This window comes from Bradyrhizobium sp. B097 (assembly GCF_038957035.1).
Classification (GTDB): Bacteria; Pseudomonadota; Alphaproteobacteria; order Rhizobiales; family Xanthobacteraceae; genus Bradyrhizobium.
Map to the genome: position 1 here is coordinate 5,167,173 of NZ_CP152412.1, position 19,793 is coordinate 5,186,965.

The 19,793-nt window shown below is 61.2% G+C and carries 18 protein-coding genes and 1 pseudogene; 9 read left to right on the forward strand and 10 right to left on the reverse strand.

Translation table 11 applies throughout. The annotated features are described in order from the left end of the window. Positions 1 to 6 precede the first annotated feature (6 nt). Positions 7 to 750, reverse strand: a complete 744-nt coding sequence (locus AAFG07_RS24425; protein WP_342722414.1) for an ABC transporter ATP-binding protein — start codon at positions 748 to 750, stop codon at positions 7 to 9. Beyond that, a complete protein-coding gene (locus tag AAFG07_RS24430; protein ID WP_173637121.1) occupies positions 743 to 1,498 on the reverse strand; it encodes an ABC transporter ATP-binding protein in 756 nt (251 codons plus the stop codon). The genes AAFG07_RS24425 and AAFG07_RS24430 overlap by 8 nt, the downstream gene beginning before the upstream one ends. A gap of 339 nt (positions 1,499 to 1,837) precedes the next feature. On the opposite strand from AAFG07_RS24430, the gene AAFG07_RS24435 reads away from it, so the two are divergent. Together AAFG07_RS24435 and AAFG07_RS24440 are read left to right on the forward strand one after the other, a co-directional pair. Beyond that, positions 1,838 to 2,440 carry a PAS domain-containing protein gene (locus tag AAFG07_RS24435; protein WP_342722415.1) on the forward strand — a complete coding sequence of 201 codons (603 nt, stop codon included), beginning with the start codon at positions 1,838 to 1,840 and terminating at the stop codon, positions 2,438 to 2,440. A gap of 3 nt (positions 2,441 to 2,443) precedes the next feature. Next, positions 2,444 to 3,061 carry a hypothetical protein gene (locus tag AAFG07_RS24440; protein ID WP_342722416.1) on the forward strand — a complete coding sequence of 206 codons (618 nt, stop codon included), beginning with the start codon at positions 2,444 to 2,446 and terminating at the stop codon, positions 3,059 to 3,061. A gap of 129 nt (positions 3,062 to 3,190) precedes the next feature. On the opposite strand, the gene AAFG07_RS24445 is transcribed toward AAFG07_RS24440, so the two are convergent. From AAFG07_RS24445 to AAFG07_RS24465, 5 genes are all read right to left on the reverse strand, one after another. After that, a complete protein-coding gene (locus AAFG07_RS24445) occupies positions 3,191 to 3,742 on the reverse strand; it encodes a DUF4240 domain-containing protein (RefSeq protein WP_342722417.1) in 552 nt (183 codons plus the stop codon). Between the two features lie 109 nt (positions 3,743 to 3,851). After that, on the reverse strand, positions 3,852 to 4,313 hold the full coding sequence (locus AAFG07_RS24450) for a hypothetical protein (RefSeq protein WP_342722418.1): 462 nt from the start codon (positions 4,311 to 4,313) through the stop codon (positions 3,852 to 3,854). 233 nt (positions 4,314 to 4,546) lie between these two features. Beyond that, positions 4,547 to 4,915, reverse strand: coding sequence for an ArsC family reductase (locus AAFG07_RS24455; protein ID WP_342722419.1), 369 nt, complete (start codon positions 4,913 to 4,915; stop codon positions 4,547 to 4,549). Between the two features lie 334 nt (positions 4,916 to 5,249). Beyond that, positions 5,250 to 5,759 (reverse strand): cytochrome P460 family protein, encoded by a 510-nt coding sequence (locus tag AAFG07_RS24460; protein ID WP_342722420.1) that lies wholly within the window; start codon positions 5,757 to 5,759, stop codon positions 5,250 to 5,252. Between the two features lie 78 nt (positions 5,760 to 5,837). Then, positions 5,838 to 6,878, reverse strand: coding sequence for an alpha/beta hydrolase (locus AAFG07_RS24465; RefSeq protein WP_342722421.1), 1,041 nt, complete (start codon positions 6,876 to 6,878; stop codon positions 5,838 to 5,840). Positions 6,879 to 7,042: 164 nt separating this feature from the next. On the opposite strand from AAFG07_RS24465, the gene AAFG07_RS24470 reads away from it, so the two are divergent. From AAFG07_RS24470 to AAFG07_RS24490, 5 genes are all read left to right on the forward strand, one after another. Further along, positions 7,043 to 8,596 carry a winged helix-turn-helix domain-containing protein gene (locus AAFG07_RS24470; RefSeq protein WP_342722422.1) on the forward strand — a complete coding sequence of 518 codons (1,554 nt, stop codon included), beginning with the start codon at positions 7,043 to 7,045 and terminating at the stop codon, positions 8,594 to 8,596. Between the two features lie 366 nt (positions 8,597 to 8,962). Continuing rightward, complete coding sequence (locus AAFG07_RS24475; protein WP_342722423.1) at positions 8,963 to 10,537, forward strand: arylsulfatase; 1,575 nt, start codon at positions 8,963 to 8,965, stop codon at positions 10,535 to 10,537. A gap of 530 nt (positions 10,538 to 11,067) precedes the next feature. Continuing rightward, positions 11,068 to 12,006 (forward strand): formylglycine-generating enzyme family protein, encoded by a 939-nt coding sequence (locus AAFG07_RS24480; protein WP_342729229.1) that lies wholly within the window; start codon positions 11,068 to 11,070, stop codon positions 12,004 to 12,006. Between the two features lie 143 nt (positions 12,007 to 12,149). Next, on the forward strand, positions 12,150 to 13,793 hold the full coding sequence (locus AAFG07_RS24485) for an arylsulfatase (RefSeq protein ID WP_342722424.1): 1,644 nt from the start codon (positions 12,150 to 12,152) through the stop codon (positions 13,791 to 13,793). 652 nt (positions 13,794 to 14,445) lie between these two features. After that, positions 14,446 to 15,741: a TAXI family TRAP transporter solute-binding subunit gene (locus AAFG07_RS24490; RefSeq protein ID WP_342722425.1), complete on the forward strand. Its 1,296-nt coding sequence runs from the start codon at positions 14,446 to 14,448 to the stop codon at positions 15,739 to 15,741. 242 nt (positions 15,742 to 15,983) lie between these two features. Here AAFG07_RS24490 and AAFG07_RS24495 read toward each other — a convergent pair whose 3' ends face one another. From AAFG07_RS24495 to AAFG07_RS24505, 3 genes are all read right to left on the reverse strand, one after another. Beyond that, on the reverse strand, positions 15,984 to 16,625 hold the full coding sequence (locus AAFG07_RS24495) for a glutathione S-transferase family protein (RefSeq protein ID WP_342722426.1): 642 nt from the start codon (positions 16,623 to 16,625) through the stop codon (positions 15,984 to 15,986). A gap of 74 nt (positions 16,626 to 16,699) precedes the next feature. Beyond that, positions 16,700 to 17,008: a hypothetical protein gene (locus AAFG07_RS24500; protein ID WP_342722427.1), complete on the reverse strand. Its 309-nt coding sequence runs from the start codon at positions 17,006 to 17,008 to the stop codon at positions 16,700 to 16,702. Between the two features lie 9 nt (positions 17,009 to 17,017). After that, entirely contained in the window at positions 17,018 to 17,899 is an 882-nt protein-coding gene (locus AAFG07_RS24505; RefSeq protein WP_342722428.1) for an SDR family oxidoreductase, read from the reverse strand. A 136-nt stretch (positions 17,900 to 18,035) separates the two neighbouring features. On the opposite strand from AAFG07_RS24505, the gene AAFG07_RS24510 reads away from it, so the two are divergent. Together AAFG07_RS24510 and AAFG07_RS24515 are read left to right on the forward strand one after the other, a co-directional pair. After that, complete coding sequence (locus AAFG07_RS24510) at positions 18,036 to 18,404, forward strand: helix-turn-helix domain-containing protein (protein ID WP_342722429.1); 369 nt, start codon at positions 18,036 to 18,038, stop codon at positions 18,402 to 18,404. A gap of 667 nt (positions 18,405 to 19,071) precedes the next feature. Beyond that, positions 19,072 to 19,787, forward strand: a pseudogene (locus AAFG07_RS24515) (IS5 family transposase). The last annotated feature ends 6 nt before the right edge of the window (positions 19,788 to 19,793 follow it).

Consider the following 19,793-nt stretch of genomic DNA (forward strand, 5'->3'; position numbering starts at 1 on the left):
GCGATTTCAAACGCCGAGGTAGGTATGCAGCTTGTCCATGTTGGCCGACAGCTCCGAATTGGCGAAGCCGTCGATCACCTTGCCGTGCTCGACGATGTAGTAGCGGTCGGCAACGGTCGAGGCGAAGCGGAAATTCTGTTCGACCAACAGGATGGTGAATCCCTCCGACTTCAGGCGCGCAATGGTGTGCCCGATCTGCTGAATGATGACCGGCGCCAACCCTTCGGTCGGCTCGTCCAGCATCAGGAAGCGCGCGCCGGTGCGCAGGATGCGCGCAATCGCCAGCATCTGCTGCTCGCCGCCCGAGAGCTTGGTGCCCTGGCTGGTGAGCCGCTCCTTCAGGTTGGGAAACAGCGTGAAGATCTGGTCGAGCGGCAGGCCGCCCGGGCGCACCACCGGCGGCAGCAGCAAATTCTCGCGCACGTCGAGGCTGGCGAAGATGCCGCGCTCCTCGGGGCAGAACGCGATGCCGAGCCGTGCGATCTTGTCGGAGGTGGCGCGGATGATTTCCTTGTTGTCGAAGCGGATCGAGCCCGTGCGCTTGCCGATGACGCCCATCACCGACTTCAGCGTCGTGGTCTTGCCGGCGCCGTTGCGGCCGAGCAGCGTCACCACCTCGCCCGCCCTCACGTTGAAATTGATCCCGTGAAGAATATGGGATTCGCCGTACCAGGCCTGCAGATCGCTGACCGTCAGCACCTCGGCGCCGGCCGCAGCCACGGGCCTCTCCGCCAGTTTTGCCTCAGCCATGACCCGCTCCCAGATAGGCTTCCTTCACGCGCTCGTCCTTGGAGAGGTCGGCGTAGTTGCCCTCCGCCAGCACCTGCCCGCGCGTCAGCACGGTGATGATGTCGGAGAGGTTGGCCACCACCGAGAGGTTATGTTCGACCATCAGGATGGTGTATTTGGCGGAGATCCGCTTGATCAGCGCCGCAATCTTGTCGATGTCCTCGTGGCCCATGCCGGCCATCGGTTCGTCGAGCAGCATCATCTCGGGGTCGAGCGCAAGCGTCGTTGCAATTTCGAGTGCGCGCTTGCGGCCGTACGGCATCTCGACCGCCGGCGTGTTGGCGAATTCGCTCAAGCCGACGTCGTTCAGCAGTTCATGGGCACGCGGATTGAAGCGGTCGAGCACGGTCTTCGAGCGCCAGAAATCGAATGACGAACCGTGCTGGCGCTGCAGCGCCACGCGGACGTTTTCCAGCGCCGTCATGTGCGGAAATACCGCCGAGATCTGGAACGAGCGGACCAGCCCGAGCCGCGCCACGTCGGCCGGCGGCATCGCGGTGATGTCCTGGCCCTTGTAGCGAATCTGCCCGCCCGTCGGCTTCAGGAATTTGGTCAGCAGATTGAAACAGGTCGTCTTGCCGGCGCCGTTCGGCCCGATCAACGCATGGATACTGCCGCGACGCACCTTCAGCGCAACGTCGCGAACAGCAAAGAAACCCGCGAATTCCTTGGTCAATCCGCTGGTTTCGAGAATGAACTCATCGGCCAAAAAGATTCCCCCATACGCCATCGCCGCGAAGCCCGTCGCCCGCGTGGCCAGCCTTTTTCGTGTTCGACAGGTTGTCCGTACGTCTTGGAAACCGTCCGGGGGCCTGTCGCCTCCGGGCCGGAATATGCCGTCATCTGCGGCGGTTACGCAAGGTGGAAAGCTGTGCAGTGCAGTATTCGCACGACCAGTTCCGGTTGATCCTTAGTCGAATGGCCTTCGAGCGCGCTTTGCGCCTCGGAAAGCCGCCGTTAAGGGTGTTTTGCTCCGGTCTTTCCTTTTCATAGAATATTTCCGCCTCTCGCCGAAGCTCCCGCCATTGTATTCTGGACGGCCAGAGCCTTGCATTTCGAGAGCGCCAATTCCTCCGTCATCAAGTCGATCCGGCAACGTGATTTTCTGAACACGTGGCTGCGACTTTATGCCCGTGGCCAAACCATCCCGCGGATCGATGAATTCCAGCCGGAGCGGATCGAGGAAGATCTGCCGGACATCGTGTTCTTCACCGTCGACGCGGCAGCCGAGCCGCCACAACTGACGATCGAGAGCGATGGCACGCGGATGGCCAGCGCCTACGGTCACAGCGGCAAGGGCCGCCTGCTCGACGACTATCTCGGACCGCGGCTCGCGCCGGTCGTGATGCCGGTCTACCACGCATGCATCGCGCGGCGGCTGCCCGCCTACACCATCACCGATATCGACGACATCTACGGTCACGTCGTGGCCTATGAACGGCTGCTGCTGCCGTTCGCGAATGGCGGCGCTGTCACGCATCTTGTCGCCTCGCTGAAGACGATCAGCGAGAGCGGCAGTTTCGAGATCCGCAATCTGATGCGCGGCAACGACGCGCTGCCGAACTTCAAGCTGTGCGCGATCATCGACCGCGACCTGTTCCACCGTGCCCCCGGCCGCATCCCGCCCGGGGATGTGCTTGAGTTCAGCTAGCCCATGCCATTCAGGAGTGCCGATCCATCGGTGGTCAAATCGATCACGCAGCGGGTGCTGCTGAACGCCTGGCTGCGCGCGCGGCGCATGCCGGACGCCCTTCCCTTGCTGTGCGATTTCCACACCGACGGCACCGCCGACGAGCGTGCCGACATGATGGGTTTTGACGTCGTCGGCAGCGGTGACGCCGCCCGCTTCCTGATCACGCAGGAAGGCGCGCGGCTGACGAGCGCCTATGGCAACGAGCATGTCGAGCCGCGGCTGCGCACCAACCGCTACCTCGACGACGCGATCGGCCCGGAACGCTATGCCGGCGTGATCCTGTCCTATCGCGCCTGCCTGGCGCGCAAGCGTCCGACCTACACGGTTGCGGAGGTCACCGACGCCGACGGCAAGGACGTGTCCTATGAACGGCTGCTGCTGCCGTTCGGACGCGGCGATACCGTCGAACACATCATCGGCTCGTACAAGGCGATCAGCATCGAGGGCGGATTTCGGCTGCACAATCTGATGGGCGTAAAGGCGAAGGCCGTGCCTGTCGTCACGGTGCGGGCGGTGATCGACCGCAGGTTCGTGCCCGCGGACCGTCCGGCGAGCCAGGATTCGGTCGAGCTGATCTAGGTCCAGCACTCATACTCATAAACCTTCGCCGATGTCCGGTTCGCCCCGACACCGACCGCCTTTGTGCGATCGCAGCAAATGTCGGGATGGGCTACAAGCCGAAGGTCTGGGATAAGCTACTGAATAAAATCAGCCCAGCGGTTCGGCTCCAAACCGCCGCCAGAGATTCGGATAGCGGCGGGCCAGATGTTCCTGATCTTCCCGGAAGAGCTCACCGGAAGGCCCGGATCCGCCCAATCCGGCTTCGGGCTCGGAATAGTCGCGCACGTCGCCTTTGCCACCTTTCTCCGCAAAGATTCGGTTCGCGACGTAGTAGATCTCCTCGAACTCCCACGTGCCATCAGGACCCGGTCGGAGTTGCAATTGCGCCAAGCTGTCGGAGTCGGCCAGCGCAGGCTCATACACATCCCGTCCCTTCGACACGAGCCAGCGCCGGAAGTATTCGAAGCCATCATCAGAGCAGCCGCCATGGATCACGTATGCTGCTCCCCACAGATCCCAAGTGTATGCTTTATTGAGATAGCGCCGAAACGCCACCTCGAAGGATTTGATTTGATCGGCAGTTAGCCCGCGCAACTCCGAGCGCAGGGCATCTAGGTGAGCGGCCGGATTATCGTCGAATCGCGCAGCGCGCTCCATAATCTCCCAGAACTGATCGGCCAGCATCCCGGATGCAGTCATATGTTCCACCTGTGGCTGCTTTTCACGTTGGTTGCACCCGCTTATACGACCCAGCCCCCAAAGTCTGCAACGGGTCCATAAGCAACCATTGGCCGCGATCCCTCTTTTCTCAACCTGATCGGCATGTCGTTGTGGGTTCGAATGCTGCTTTGCGCGACCGGACTTTGAGTTCTATGGCTTTCCGGGCAGTTTCCCATGGCACCGCAAGCGTGCCCGTCATCCGATCAATTGTAACTTTGCCGTCGAACTGAATATCGCGCGTTATACCTTGATCCCATTCAATCGAAACTGAAAATGATAATTGGCCGGACCCTCGATCGTAGTTAGTGACTTTAGCGGCGACGGGCTGCTTCAGTGCGCCTTCAGACCAACTCAGCCTGATCACCGGGAAAGGCTTACCGTCCGAGACGATGACAATATAGCCGCCGATATCCCCGCTCTCTCGTTCCACGCAACTGTCAGTGTAATAGACGGTCTTGTCTGCAAATGCAGGCGAACAAACCGCTCCGATAACAACCATTGCAGCGGCTGTAAACCAGCACACGTCGCGCTTGCATCGTCTGGTTACCACGGTCGATCTCCTTAAATGTCGAGCTACACGGACCGGGCTTCTGTCGGAGGCCATAGCGATGTGGATGCATCGAATGACTCGGCTGGGTCATTTTCGACGGACTGGTCAGCGATTGTCAGCAGGTTGATGTCCGCTTCTGTCCGTAAGCGCCGAACGGGAGCCGAACGCGAAGTGTCCTGGTTGCCCGGACTCCCGTGATTCACATCCCCAAACTGGGGTTCGCGCAGAACGCGTCAGCCCTTCTTGCGCGCCTTTGCCGGCACTTCCTTGGCATAGATATCCGGCTTGAAGCCGACGACGCGCTTCGGCCCGAGATCGAGCACCGGGCGCTTGATCATCGACGGCTGCTCGGCCATCAGCGCCAGCGCCTTGCGCTCGTTCAACCCTTCCTTGTCGGCATCGGGCAGTTTCTTGAAGGTGGTGCCGGCGCGATTGAGCAGCGTTTCCCAGCCGATCTCGTCGCTCCACTGCTTGAGCTTGTCCTTGGCGATGCCGGCGGTCTTGTAGTCGTGGAAGTCGTAGCCGACGCCGTGATCGTCGAGCCAGGCGCGCGCCTTCTTCATGGTGTCGCAGTTCTTGATGCCGTAGATGGTGATGGTCAAAGCCGTTCCCCGCATGCGATTGCTACGGAGAAACTAGCCTCACTGCAACGGCAGCGCCAGATCAGACCGCGCCGCGAGGATGTGAAGAAGGCGTAGTGCTCATACTCGGTGTCGTCCCCCGGCTCGACCGGGGGACCCAGTACGCCGCGGCGTCTCCGTGATCGGTGCATGGCGCTCGCCAGAAACACCGCCGTCGTCCTGGCGAAAGCCAGGACCCATAACCATCGCAGTTGATTGTGAATGGGATCGCGGCCCCAGCGTCGCGCAATGACTGAGATTTGGGGTAATGGGTCCTGGCTTTCGCCGGGACGACGATGAGGGTGGTAGATCGCACTCAATGCGCATAGTGCGTGAAGACGAAATCGTGATCGCTGGCATGAGCCTCGTGACAGGCGAAACACGTCTCGTGCTGGGCGGCATCGACCGGCTTGCCGTCGATGAAGCGGCCAAAGCCCCAGCCGCCGGTCGAGGCATATTTGGCGGAGTCCTTGACCATGACCTGGACGGTGGTCGCCTGCCCCGTGATGAAGGCGCCATCGAGGCCCGCAACCGGCTTGCGCTTCCAGGCGAGCTTCACCAGCACGGTGCCGTCGGGGAAACGCGCGGCGCCGTCCTGATAGGCCTTCACGGCGGTCGCGTTGCCTAGCACGCTGCGCAGTTCGTCGAGCCCGGTCTCCTCGCCGACCGCGATCAGCTTCCAGTCGCGATAGCCGTCCGGAATTTTCACGCCGAAGATCGGCGATGCCGGCGCCGCGTCATCGGCGTGCCCGACGGCAAACGGCAATGACGCACTGATGCAGGCTGCCGCGATCGCGGCAGCTGCCCATTTCACACCCTGTCTCATGATCCCTGTCCGCGCTCTCGATTCTTGTTTGACGCGTTTTCTTCACGCGAACCGGTATCCACTTCGCTCGAAAACGCTCTAGACCTTGCTGACGTCGATGATGGCCTGGGTGAAGGCCTGCGGCGCTTCCTGCGGCAGATTATGACCGATGCCGCCGGTCAGGGTCCGATGCTCGTAATGCCCGGAGAACTTCTTGGCATAGGCCGCGGGCTCCGGATGCGGCGCGCCGTTGGCATCGCCCTCCATCGTGATGGTCGGGATCGCGATCACGGGCGCCTGGGCCAGCGTCTTCTCGAACGCGTCGTACTTCGCCTCGCCTTCGGCGAGACCGAGCCGCCAGCGATAGTTGTGGATCACGATATCGACATGGTCGGGATTCTCGAACGCAACAGCGCTGCGGTCATAGGTGGCGTCGTCGAACTTCCACTGCGGCGAGGCGAGCTGCCAGATCAGCTTGTTAAAATCGTGCCGGTTCTTGGCATAGCCCTCGCGGCCGCGCTCGGTGGCGAAATAGAACTGGTACCACCATTGCAGCTCGGCCTTCGGCGGCAGCGGCATCTTGCCGGCCGCCTGGCTGCCGATCAGATAGCCGCTGACCGACACCATGGCCTTGCAGCGCTCGGGCCAGAGCACCGCCATGATGTTGGCGGTGCGCGCGCCCCAATCATAGCCGCCGAGCACAGCCTTCTCGATCTTCAAGGCGTCCATCAAGGCGATGATGTCGGCCGCGACCGCGACCGGCTGGCCGCTGCGCATCGTATCGCTGGAGAGGAAACGCGTCGTGCCGTAGCCGCGCAGATGCGGCACGATCACGCGATAGCCGGCCTCGGCCAGCGTCGGCACGACGTCGGCATAGCTGTGGATATCGTACGGCCAGCCGTGCAGCAGGATGACTGCGGGACCCGACGCCGGGCCCATTTCGACATAGCCGGTATCGAGCACGCCGGCATTGATCTGCTTGACCGGACCGATCGTGGTGTGGCTCCCGGCCTTGACCGCTGATAGCGCCGGCTTGGACTGGGCCTCGGCCGATCCGATGAAGCCGAGCCTGGAAACGGCAAGGATCCCGCCGGCGATGCCAAGGAAGCGGCGGCGTTGCTGATTGATGGATTGCGACATGGCGATCTCCTTAAGTCTGGTGTCGGCATCGACTATTGCAGAGACCGACCCCGCCCGCTTTCAGAGGACGTGGATATGTCCTTCAGACCGTCGTGATTTTGGCCCCACGCCGCCTGTGCTAGGTTCCGCCCTGGATTCAGCCGCCGGCCGCCGGACTCTTCGATTTGACCTACCATTTCAACGACTTGACCCTCGACTCCGAGCGCCGGGAGCTGCGCCGCGGCGATGCCCTGGTGGCCGTCGAGCCGCAGGTCTTCGATCTGCTTGAGTTCCTGATCCGCGCCCGCGACCGCGTCGTCAGCCGCGACGAGGTGCTGGCGGCGGTCTGGCACGGCCGGATCGTCTCGGAAGCGACGCTGAGCAGCCGGGTCAATGCGGCGCGGACCGCGATCGGCGACAATGGCGAGGAGCAGCGGCTGATCCGCACCCTGCCCCGCAAAGGCCTGCGCTTTGTCGGCGATGTCAGCGAGCACAGCGCGCCCGATCATTCGATTGTGGACAAGGCCGCCCCGCCGCGGCCGAGCGAAGGTCCGTCGATCGCGGTCTTGCCCTTCACCAATATGAGCGGCGATCCCGAGCAGGATTATTTCGCCGACGGCATCGCCGAGGACATCACCACCGCGCTTGCGCGTTGCAGCCGCCTCACCGTGATCGCGCGCAACTCCGCCTTCACCTACAAGGGCAAGGCGGTCGATATCCGCCAGGTCGGGCGCGATCTCGGTGTCGGCTATGTGCTCGAAGGCAGCGTCCGCCGCGGCGGCGACCGCCTGCGCATCACCGGACAGTTGATCGACGCCGTCTCCGGCGCGCATCTGTGGGCCGACCGCTTCGACGGCGCGGCGACCGACGTGTTCGACCTGCAGGACCGCATCACCGAGAACGTGGTCGGCGCGATCGAGCCGACCTTGCTCGTTGCGGAAGCCGAGCGGGTGCGGACGGCGCCACCGGACAGGCTCGACGCCTACGACCTGCTGCTGCGCGCCTACAGCCTGCGCTACGAGTTCACGCCCGAGGGCATGGTTGCCGCGCTCGATTGCCTCGACCAGGCGCTGGCTCTCGCCCCGGCTTACGCGCCGGCGCTGGCGGCGTCGGCCTATTGCCACGCCATGCGTCACGTCCAGGGTTGGCTGAAGCCGAACGACGCCTACCGGGAACGCGCGGTCACGCAGGCCTGGCGCGCAGTCGAGCTCGCGCCGGGTGACCCGCAGGTCCTCTGGATGGCGGCGTTCGCGATCTGGAACATGGCCGACGAGATCGAACCCGCGCGCGAATTGTTCGAACGGTCGCTTGCGATCAACCCGAATTCGGCGATGGCGCTCGTCCTGTGCGGCTGGATCGAGGCGATGCGCGGCAACCAGCAGGCCGGCCGCGCCATGATCGAGCGCGCACAACGGCTGAACCCGCGCGACCCGCGCGGCTGGTTCGCCTCCGCAGCGCTGGCGATCTGCGCGGTGCTCGACCAGAACTTTGCCGAAGCGGTGATGTGGGCCGACAAGGCGCTAGCGCAGAACCGCCGCTTCGCGGTGGCGCTGCGGGTCTTGATCGTGGCGCTGGTCAAGACCGGCGAGACCGAGCGCGCGACCCAGATCGCGCGCGAACTGCTCAAGGTCGATCCGGAGTTCACGATCTCCGGATTCCTGTCACGGATTCCGTTCCCGGTGGAATCGATGTCCGTGACTTATCGTGAAACCCTCAAGGCCGCCGGCGTCCCGGACTGATACTGCCCGGAGGACGCGACGATCATTCATCCGTGGTGCGCCGGGCGGCTTGTTTGGCAGCATCGGCCTGATGGCAGTGCATCCCTCGTCGTCGAGTTCGTAGCGCATGATTCGGCCCGCTTCGGTCAAAGATTCGAATCATGGCTCGGCAGTCAGGCTCATTGAACCCGTGCCGACGGGAGCGGTCGCGATGTGCCCGGAAGCGGACACGCATTATGCTCACCTTGAGTTTTGTCGAGTTTGACCCATTGCAGACATTTTGCACGGCATCATAGAGGGTTCAGAGCGAACCCTGTTGCCTTTGCGCATTCCGCCTGATGGCTGTACTCTCGGAGCGCGGAAGAAAATCGCCGCGCGGAGGATGCGATGCCACATTCGAGCGAGCAGAACTCTGAGGACCATCCATCACGTCTCAACCGGCGCGACATGCTGCTCGCGGGCACAGCGATGGCGGTGGTTTCCACCGCAACGGTTGCGATGGGGACTGCTCCGACATCCGCACAACAACCCCAAAAGCCAAACGTTGTTTTCATTCTCGCCGATAATGTCGGTTATGGCGATTTGGGGTGCTATGGCGGCGGAGAGTTGCGTGGCGCACCAACACCGCGTCTCGACCAATTGGCGCGCGAGGGATTGCGGCTTACCCAGTTTCTGGTCGAACCGGCCTGTACGCCCTCCCGCGCGGCTCTCTTGACGGGCCAATACTCGATCCGCAACGGCTTATCACTTATAGCTATCGAGGGTTCCCCTAATACGCTTCCCGCCCGCGCCTTCACCATGGGCGAGCTGTTTAAGGGCGCAGGCTATGCCACGGCGATCTTCGGCAAGTGGCATCTCGGCGGCGAACCGCAGAGCTTGCCGACCGCACACGGCTTCGACGAGTACTATGGCATCCCTCCAAATATCTCTTGGGACGCGGCAACCTACGTCAGCACGACGGAACTAACGCATTCAGTCGCGGCCACTCCGGCCGAGCTTCTAGCGCGTGGGCCGCAAATCGTTGAGGCGACTGCCGGGAGAGCGTTGCAGACGGTGAAGCCGTTCACACCAGAAGTGCGCGCAAACATCGATTATGAACTGATCGATAAGTCCATCGACTTCATACGGCGGCAGAAGGCCGCCGCGAAGCCCTTCCTTCTATACCTGCCATTTTCGATGGGACATGTGCCGAACCTGCCTTCTGAGCAGTTCAAGGGCAAATCGCGGATCGGCAATTACGGCGACAAGATCATGGAGGGCGACTATCACGTCGGCCAAATCCTCGACACACTGAAAGAACTTGGAATAGACGACAGCACCCTTGTGGTCTTTGCGTCCGACAATGGACCCTATGGTCAAACCACGCGGGAGTTCGGAAATGATGGGACGCCCGATATGGGCAATGCCGGTCCCTTCCGTGGCGAGTTGGGAGAAGCGACGGAGGGCGCAATCCGGACGGTGGCCCTCATCCGCTGGCCCGGAAAGATCCAGCCAAACACAACCTCCTATGCGATGTTCTCAATCATGGATTTCATGCCGACCTTCGCCCACATTGTCGGTGGCACGATGCCAACTGATCGTCCTATCGATGGCGTAGACCAGACCGACGTGCTGCTAGGCAACAGCGCCGCGGGACATCGCGAAAATCTCCTGAGCTTCATTGGTGCCGATCTGGTCGCCGCCCGATGGAAGCAATGGCGCATCTACTTTACCGACGTTCATCCTACTGGCGACGGACCTCAGCGGCAGCCCGGCATTTTCTCGGCCAGCGCTCGGATGGCGGGCTACCCGAAGGTCTACAACATCGAGATGGACCCGCACGAGGACCTCATCGTGGGAGGCATGTTTAGCTGGGTGTCAGAGCCGGCGCTCAAGCAGGTCGATGAATATTTGGAAACGGTCAAGAAATATCCCAATCCGCCCGCGCCTAACGTCACGCAGTTCCATGGTGGCCGCGGTTAACTTGGAGACTGGTGTCTATTGTCCGTTGTTGGCCCGAATGCGAAGTCCAGCTGGTTGTTAAATTGTCAGCTTATCAGGGTGAAACCGGAAGTGGCCAGTTGAGGCTCGGATAGGCGCTTTTGATCCTGAGCAGACCGCCGCAACTTCCGGTCTAGCCCGTCTCATGGCCGCTAAGTGCTACAGGGCGACCTCATCGACATCGCCGTGTCCGCTTTACTTCTAGGTGGTACTCCTAAAGGTGGACGTGGGGACTGACGCAGGGTCATGTCCGCTTTGTTGCATTGATTTAGATCAACGTCGTCTCTACCGAACGGTCATACTTCCGGTTGCGCTTTAGGAAAGTCTAGACCGCGCTTCGCCGTCCGCAAACACAAAAGCTACCGCACAGATGCCGATATTGGACCATCGTCCGACATCGACCGAGGATTCCGCCAGGTGGCATGCATCGGCTGGGGGGTAACGCATTGAAAGCGAAGCCTGAGCTAACGCACCATATCGCCATTTGTGATGGTGCTTCCGATATCGATAAAATGATCTGGATACCCGGCGGCACATTTCGCATGGGGTCGGACAAGCATTATCCGGAAGAAGCACCTGCGCATCGCGTTACGGCGGACGGCTTCTGGATGGACCACCACCCGGTGACAAACCGGCAATTCAAGGAGTTCACAAAAGCCACCGGGTACGTCACCGTCGCCGAGATCACACCTGACCCCAAGGATTATCCGGGAATGCTCCCGCATATGATCTATGCGGGCTCGCTAGTGTTTTCTCCGCCCAAGCACGCCGTCAGCCTGCGCGACTTCAGCCAGTGGTGGAGCTTCGCCAAGGGTGCACACTGGCGGCGTCCCTACGGACCCAATAGCAACATCCATGCGCTCGACCATCATCCCGTCGTGCATGTGGCCTTCAACGACGCGCTTGCCTACGCGCAATGGGCTGGCAAAGAATTGCCGACCGAAGCGGAATGGGAGTTTGCGGCGCGCGGCGGGCTCGACGGCGCCGAATATGCGTGGGGCGATGAGTTTATGCCGCACGACCGTCACATGGCCAACACCTGGCAGGGTGATTTTCCGCACCAGAACACCAATGCCGACGGCTTCGAACGTACCTCGCCAGTCACCGCATTCCCACCGAATGGCCACGGACTTTACGACATGATCGGCAACGTCTGGGAATGGACGGCCGACTGGTATTCGCCAAAGCATCAGGCGGAAGCGGCCAAGGCCTGCTGCATCCCGAAGAACCCGCGCGGCGGGCGCGAGGCCGACAGCTACGATCCCCGAACGACCAACGTGAAGATTCCACAGAAGGTCATCAAAGGCGGCTCGCATTTGTGCGCGCCGAACTACTGCCGCCGCTATCGGCCAGCTGCGCGGCACGCGCAGCCGATCGACACCTCGACGAGTCACATTGGCTTTCGGTGCGTCAGGCGAGAAGCCTCCAATGCACCACAACCCGGAGAGTGACCATGTTTGATTGTATTCTCAAGAACAAGCCGCGCGCTGCACCAAGCATGCCGCCGAGGATTACCTCGGGTTGGCACAGGCGGGCCGCGACATTCCTCGGAGCAACGACGCTTGTGACGTTGTCGTTGACCGGGCTGACAAGCATGCCCGCTGCGGCTCAGCAGCAGAAGCCCAACATCCTCTTCATCATGGGTGACGACATCGGCTGGATGCAACCAAGCATCTACCACCGCGGATTGATGGTCGGAGAGACGCCGAACATCGATCGCATCGGCAATGAAGGCGCGATGTTCACGAACTATTACGCCGAACAGAGCTGCACGGCGGGGCGTACAGCTTTCCTGACCGGCATGCAGCCGGTTCGCGTCGGCATGGTCTTGCCAGAAATTCCCGGCAGCCCATCCTACCTGCGGACGGGGACGCCGACGCTTGCCAAGTTCCTGCTCGATCTCGGCTACACAACCGGCGAATTTGGCAAGAACCATCTCGGCGACCACACCGAATCGCTGCCGACCGCGCAAGGCTTCCAGGAGTACTGGGGCTATCTCTATCACCTCGACGCCATGCAAGGGGTGAGCTTCCCGGACATCAACAAAACCCCGGCCCAGCAGACCCTTGCCCCGCCATGCCAGAACACGCCGATCCCGGGCGTGGCCGAGGTCCCCGGCGCTGTGGATCCGAAGACCACGGTCTGCCTGACGCCGCCGCGGCCAATGCTGGCGTGCAAGTCCTCGGACGGCACCGCGAAAAATATGATGTGCAAGGATGAGGGCCCGCTGACCCTCGAGCGATCGAAGACCGTGGACGAGGAAATCTCGGCGAAGGTCGTTGACTACCTCGATCGCAATGACCCGAAGAAGACCAACAAGCCTTTCTTCGTCTGGTACAACCCGGCGCGCATGCATATCACGACCGTGCTGCCGGACAAGTACCTGGCTATGGTTGGCGAGCCCGGAGGCAAGGACTGGGGCGTCAACGAAGCCGGCATGAAGCAGATGGATGACAACATCGGCGTCGTGCTGAAGAAGCTCGAAGACATGGGCCAGCTCAACAACACGATCGTCGTATTCACCACCGACAACGGCGCCGAGACCATCACCTTCCCGGACGGCGGCACCACGCCGTTCAAGGGCGGCAAGCTGAGCACCTGGGAGGGCGGCATGCGCGCTCCGATGGTGATCCGCTGGCCTGGCGTCATCAAGCCCGGCACGATCAAGAATGAAATGTTTTCCGCCCTCGACTGGCTGCCGACTCTCGTCGAGATCGCCGGCGGGGCCAAGGGCGACGCACTGAAGCAACAGGTCGAGGCCGGCTATCCCAATATGGTCAAGACCACCCTCGATGGTGTCAATCAGATCGATTATCTGAGCGGCAAATCCGACAAGTCGCCCCGCGACCACTTCTTGTATTACTCCGGCAAGGAGCCGTCTGCGGTCCGCTACAAGAACTGGAAGATGTACTTCGCGATGGTGTCCGACTCTCCTGCGGGCTTCATTAACGGCGTGCGGCCCTATTCCTGGACCCAGATCGTCAACATCAAGCGCGATCCCTTCGAGACCTCCGTTGGCGACCAGCAGAAGACGCTGTTCGGCATGGGCGGAGCGATCGCGTCTCCGTCGACCGCCTATGTCTATGACTGGAACATGCTGCCTATCGGACAGCAGTTGTGGTTGAGGCACCTCGAGACTTTCATCAAATTCCCGCCGCTGCAGGACCCTGCCAGCTACAACCTGGAACAGGTCATGCAGCGAGTGAGGGAATTGAGGAACGCCGGCGCCAGCGACTAGTCGGACGCCTCAAGTCGCGATTTGCGAACAACAGGAGAGGCGGCCGACCTCAAGGACCGGCCGTTTCTCCCAGGGCATCTAGTTCCGCAGGTAGGGGTGAGATGGCCTTTGCAAGGGGCATCGGGGCGACCCTGACCGGGCAGCGACGCGGCCGTAGTTACGCCGGTTCGCTGAATAGCGGGAAAGGTCTGATTGTGGATTGTGGACGGCCGCTTCTGGCCCAGGCTGTGTGGGCCCATAGCTGACGGTCTGGACGACCATCGAGAACGTCGGTTCTCCGGAGTGAACCGGAAGTCCCAATGTTCGGTCGCAATCGGCGGCTTTTGACCCATAACGGTCATTGTGAAGTTGATGGACATATCAAGGTGTTCCTCCACCGATTAAGCCCGTTACCGTCCAGGATCGGAGTGCCCAACCTAACTGAGGCATGCGAACACCTTGGCTTCCGGCTACCCTCGCAGACAATGTCGCAGCCTACTCGCGCCCAGTGTCCGTCGGCACGCTCGCGGCTTTGAAGGGCGCATCAACACGAGATCGTTAGTCGCGCAATCGATCTTAAATAACGTGCCTTCCATCGAAAAAGAGGAAAAGGGGTTGCGATTATAATCACACGCTCAAGGCCCAGTAACTCGATGAAAATAGGGTTTGATGGATGGCTGCCAAGGAAATTCTAGGAAAGCATTTGCCTGCAGTCGCCATCCTCGTGATCGCCGCGGTGATCGCATGGGCTGCCATTATAGTGTTGCGCAACATGCCGCCGTTCACAATCGCTATGGCGACTGGACCCGAGGGAGGCGCCTATTACCAGTACGGTCAACGCTATCGCGAAGAACTCGCGAAGGCAGGCGTGGATGTGCGACTGGTGACCACTGCGGGCTCGCCGGAAAACATAGCTTTGCTGCAGGACCCACGTTCCGGGGTTAATGTGGGTTTTATCCGGGGCGGCACTGCTGGCGCAAGCGCTTCGCGCGAACTCGAATCGCTTGGGACAGTCTCCTATCAACCGTTGTGGCTTTTCCATAAGCGCGAGTTGCTGCTAGCGGACGGGTTCATGGATCTGCGGGGCCGGAAGATATCAATTGGTCCCGTCGACAGCGGCACTCAAACACTATCGCTCGAACTGCTCAAACGTAACAGAATTGATGAGCGGGTTAGCGAATTGCTGAACCTGGCTCCAGAAATAGCGGGCGAAAAGCTCATGGGCGGGGAGATCGACGCGATGCTAACGCTGAACTCTTGGGAATCACCCATTGTTCAGACGCTTCTCGCCGACGACCGCATCGAGATTACAAGTTTCCCACGTGCGGATGCGTATGTCGCGCTGTATCCCTATCTGAATAAGGTTGTGGTACCTAGGGGTGTGGGCAACCTGGCAAAGGATCTGCCACCAGCCGACGTTGTTTTGCTCGCGCCGAAAGCTAGTCTCGTCGTTCGCAAGGATCTGCATTCAGCAATTCAATACTTGCTGCTGAATGCGGCCGTGCAGATCCATTCGGGGCCCGGCATTTTTCAGCACGCTGCTCAATTCCCAGCCGCTCAATCTATCGACGTTCCCCTAAGCAGTGAGGCAAATCGGTTTTACAAGTCTGGGCCGCCATTCCTGCAGAATTATCTTCCTTTTTGGATGGTTGAACTGGTCGGAAGGCTATTAGTACTGCTCATTCCGGTTATCGGCTTGCTTTATCCGATTATAAGATTTCTGCCGTCATTTTACGATTGGCTAATGCGAACAAAGATTTTTCGGCTGTACGGCGAGCTGAGATTTCTGGATGATACTATATCGAGCCCCACCGAACGCGACACGGCTGCAATGATCGCGAAGCTCGATCAGCTTGAAGAACAAGCTGACAGTCTCAAGCTACCGGCCGCCTACGCGAGTATGCTATATATGTTGCGAAATCACATCGATCTTGTGCGGGCCAAACTGCAAAAAAGGCTGACGAATTGACAAATGGCATCCTCCCGCCTTCGGCCCATCGCATCATATTGCACACCACGAGCTCGCACGCACCGATGAGGTGAATCAAATAGCCAGCCGTGAAGTCTCCTATTGGCCCATCGGCGATCTCGGGAGATACCCGCTTTTCCGCCGCTGTTGCGGTTAAGCGGTCATCAGGCGCCGGCCGCTCAATGAGTGCACGGCTTACGCAGTACTACTCCAGTCGCCTGGCTGCTTCGATGAAGCGAGCACTACAATCCCGGTGATCTCGCCGCCCAAGCCTTGGTGGCCTGGCAGCTTTCCATCGCTCGGAGGTAGGCAGGGCGTGCCGTCGTGCGGGCGAGATAGTCCCGTTCGGCAGGACCGGGGACGTAGTTGCCGGTTCGCATGCCGAGCAGGAGGGCGTAGCTCACCGAGATATCGGCAGCAGTGAATCGGTCGCCGGCGAGATAGGGGCAATCCGCGAGGCGGCGGATAACCAACCCCAGCCGGCTCTCGAAGGTCTCGAGAGCCCAGCAGGTAACCCGGGCATCTCGCTCGGCTGCGGGCGCCAGTTGGCGACCGACAATGACGGCGTTCATCGGCCCGGCGAGCCCGGCCTCGCCCAAGTGGAGAAATTGCAGATAGGAAGCGAAGGCGGGATCGTCCGGAGCGACGGCAAGCGAACCTGAGCCGTGGCGGGCGAGCAGATACTCAAGAATCGCGATCGATTCGACCATGATCGTCTCGCCGTCCTGCAGTACGGGAATGAAGCCGGCGGGGTTGACCGCGAGGAAATCGCGATCCTTCTCGGCTGCGAGCAGATCGACCGGGCGCAGCCGATAGGCCAGTCCTAATTCCTCGAGCAGCCAAACAACACGGAAGCCACGACCTTCGCCATAGACGGTGAGCATAGCTAAGCATTCCTGGATTGGGCTGGATGGGACTAGGCCGTGTACCTAAACCCGGCAGGGGCGCTATTTCTTCGTTACGCGGGGGCGGTCTCGGCGACGATCTCAAGCGGCAGCACCTCGACCGAGCCGCCTGCGGCCGCGCGGGTCTGCTCGTTATAGCGCTTGAACCAGTCGCGGCTTTGCAGCGCCTTGACTGCGGCATCGTCCGTTGGCGTCGCAAGGTGCATATATTCGTCGCTGTCGCGCACCTTCATGCACCGGTAGGAGATCCGTCCGCGCAATTCCGGATCGGCCTCGATCTGCGCGATGAAGCGCTTGATGTCCTCGTGCCAGGCGTCGGCGGTCGCGGTCGTGCGGCGATAACGGATGAGGAACTGCTTCATGTATACCTTTCACAATCTCGGCGCCGGCTGCTCGCCACGAAAGATCGCCGCATGCTTCGCTGCGAACTGGTCGAACGACGTCGGCTTCATCTTAAACACCGCGGCGATCGTCGGCCAGACGTGTGACTCGCCGCCCTTGCGCCGCTCGGCGAACAGTTCGCCCAGCGCGTCAACAAGGTAGGGCGGCAGGCCGGCGGCTAGCTGGGCGCGTTTGGCGTCCTCCGGCGGCACGTTGATGTATTTGACCGGTTTGCCGGCGACGACCGACAGCTTTTGCGCCACCTCGGTCATCGTCAGCGCCTCCGGGCCGGTCAGAGGATAGATCTTGCCTTCGTGTCCCGATCCGGTGAGCACAGCGGCGGCGACTGCTGCGATATCGTCGATGTCGACGGAGGCGATCCTCGCGTCTTCCATCGGCAGGAACAGCGCACCCTTGCCGAGGATCATCGGCACCTGCCGGAAATAGGAATGCATGAACTCGCCGGCACGCAGATGCGTGAACGCGAGGCCGGAGTTTTCGAGATATTTCTCGATCTCGCCGTGCATCCGTCCAAAGCGGAACGCCGACTTCACGTCGGGAATGATGCCGGACAGCTTGACGACATGACGGACGCCAGCCTTTTTCGCAGCATCGATAAAGGTCGATTGCACCTCGGTCATGGTCGGCACCGACGACGAGATCAGCATCGCGCGCGTCACACCCTTGAGCGGCGCGGCGAGCGTCTCCGACCTGGCCATGTCGCCGACGGCGATTTCAACGTGCGGCAGGGCGGCCAGCGCCGCGGCTCTTGCGGGATCGCGGACCAATGCGCGCACCGGAACCCCGCGCGCAGACAACAAGCGCACGAGTGCGCTGCCGTTCAGTCCCGTCGCGCCCGAGACAAGGATCACGCCGTTTCCTTTCCGCTCCGCAACTGAATGCGAGTTAGGCACGCAAGTAGCGACAGTGCAAGTATGGACAAAAATGATACTATGGACGTTCGCAACGGTTCGGCGTTAGATGCCGGCCTCGACGGAGATCTCTGTCATGCCGAACCGGAAAGAGTCGCGCGGTCACCGCTGTCCGGTCGCCGCGTTCCAGAAGCTGATCAGCGGCAAATACAAACTGCGGATCATGTGGGACCTCAAGGATGGGCCGCGCCGCTACGGCGAGATTAGGTCCGGCCTGCTGCGCGGCCTTGCCGGCAGCGCCGAGATCGCACCGCGCGTGCTGTCGCGCGAGCTCAAGGCGCTGGCCGCGAGCGGCCTGATCGAACGCAAGGACTTCGGCACTGTACCGCCGAAGGTCGAGTACCGCCTGACCCGCAAGGGCCAGAGCTTCATTCCGGTCGTCGACGCGATCCGGGGCTGGAGTGCGGGGCATCTCGCCAGAGAGACCGAGGAACTTGCGGCCTGACCGCGCCGGGAAGGACAAACAAAAGGGCGCTGCACGCCGTGAAACTCTCCGCACAGGCGGCGTGTCCGGGAAGGATCATTCGCGTCGTATTGATCGTCCGCCGATGACTTCCGATCTACCCCGGCGAGCCGACATTCCTAGAGCTCGACCGCGTGTCTCAACCGGGCCACAAGCAGCAGCCTTCCGCAAGGTGGGGAGGCAATGTGGCGCATTATGCACTCAAAGCTTGGCGCATATTCGTCATCCTGACGTGCGGGCCCTCCCCACTTTACGGGTTCACGACCCAGGCTGCGGCCGCGAATACGGCGCGTTCCCTCTCCCGCCTGCGACGTAGAAGCCTCAGTTGCAGAAGCCCGCAAATGCCTTATGCGACAGCCTTGGCGCGAGGCAACATTTGCGCAATTTCTGAATATTAGAAGAATATCCCTGAGTTGCCCGACATGTCAAGCTGCTGGTCGAACGCCGGCCGCCGCCGGCTACTTTGCATGGGGTTGTTTTCGATATTTTGGCAGCGCCCCCTGCGACGGCCCCATAACTTCATATTGCTCTAGGTGGTGTGGACTCTAAGGATTCCCTTTTAGGAGCAAATCAGATTCAAGGCTGCTTTTGGGAGGCAGCCTTGGGTGCGATGGACCGATTGGTGTTGAGCGACGCGACGTGGGAGCGGATGGCGCCGCTGATCATAGGGCGCCCCGATCAGAAGGGCTCTACCGGTCGCGACAACCGGATGTTCGTGGAAGGTGTGCTGTGGATCGTGCGTACGGGGTCTCCCTGGCGCGATCTCCCTGAGGTCTTTGGGGATTGGAACAGCGTGTTCCGACGCTTCAGCCGATGGAGCATCAAGGGTGTTTGGTGGCGGATATTCGAGGCGATGTCCGATGACCCGGACTTCGAATATCTGATCGTCGATTCCACCATCGTTCGGGCACATCAGCACGCCGCCGGGGCCAAAAAGGGGGGTCTGAAGATCAAGCGATCGGCCGCTCGCGCGGGGGCCTGAGCACCAAGATACATATGGCCGTTCGAGGCTTGGGATGTCCCGTGCGGTTCACGCTTACCGCAGGTCAGAAGGGCGATGCACCGCAGGCCGCCGCATTGATTGAGGGCTTATCCGCCGAGGTCGTCATGGCCGACACGGCCTATGATGCCGATCACTTGCGCCAAGCCATCGCCGCCAAGGGCGCGCTCGCCGTCATTCCCAACAACCCGTCACGCGCGCTCAAATATCCGCTCGACAAGCATCTCTATGCCCAGCGCCATCTCGTGGAATGCTGCTTCTCAAAGCTCAAGCAGTTCCGACGCGTCGCAACCCGCTTCGAAAAGACCGCCCGAAATTATCGCGCCGTCGTCACCCTCGCAGCCATTGTCCTATGGATGCGCTAGTGTCCA

Coding starts and splice junctions, on each gene's coding strand:
- AAFG07_RS24425 (WP_342722414.1), bottom strand. CDS start 750: ATGGCTGAGGCAAAACTGGCGGAGAGGCCCGTGGCTGCGGCCGGCGCC.
- AAFG07_RS24460 (WP_342722420.1), bottom strand. CDS start 5,759: ATGAGACAGGGTGTGAAATGGGCAGCTGCCGCGATCGCGGCAGCCTGC.
- AAFG07_RS24500 (WP_342722427.1), bottom strand. CDS start 17,008: ATGAAGCAGTTCCTCATCCGTTATCGCCGCACGACCGCGACCGCCGAC.
- AAFG07_RS24445 (WP_342722417.1), bottom strand. CDS start 3,742: ATGACTGCATCCGGGATGCTGGCCGATCAGTTCTGGGAGATTATGGAG.
- AAFG07_RS24475 (WP_342722423.1), top strand. CDS start 8,963: ATGCCACATTCGAGCGAGCAGAACTCTGAGGACCATCCATCACGTCTC.
- AAFG07_RS24440 (WP_342722416.1), top strand. CDS start 2,444: ATGCCATTCAGGAGTGCCGATCCATCGGTGGTCAAATCGATCACGCAG.
- AAFG07_RS24510 (WP_342722429.1), top strand. CDS start 18,036: ATGCCGAACCGGAAAGAGTCGCGCGGTCACCGCTGTCCGGTCGCCGCG.
- AAFG07_RS24485 (WP_342722424.1), top strand. CDS start 12,150: ATGCCCGCTGCGGCTCAGCAGCAGAAGCCCAACATCCTCTTCATCATG.
- AAFG07_RS24480 (WP_342729229.1), top strand. CDS start 11,068: ATGATCTGGATACCCGGCGGCACATTTCGCATGGGGTCGGACAAGCAT.
- AAFG07_RS24495 (WP_342722426.1), bottom strand. CDS start 16,625: ATGCTCACCGTCTATGGCGAAGGTCGTGGCTTCCGTGTTGTTTGGCTG.
- AAFG07_RS24465 (WP_342722421.1), bottom strand. CDS start 6,878: ATGTCGCAATCCATCAATCAGCAACGCCGCCGCTTCCTTGGCATCGCC.
- AAFG07_RS24490 (WP_342722425.1), top strand. CDS start 14,446: ATGGCTGCCAAGGAAATTCTAGGAAAGCATTTGCCTGCAGTCGCCATC.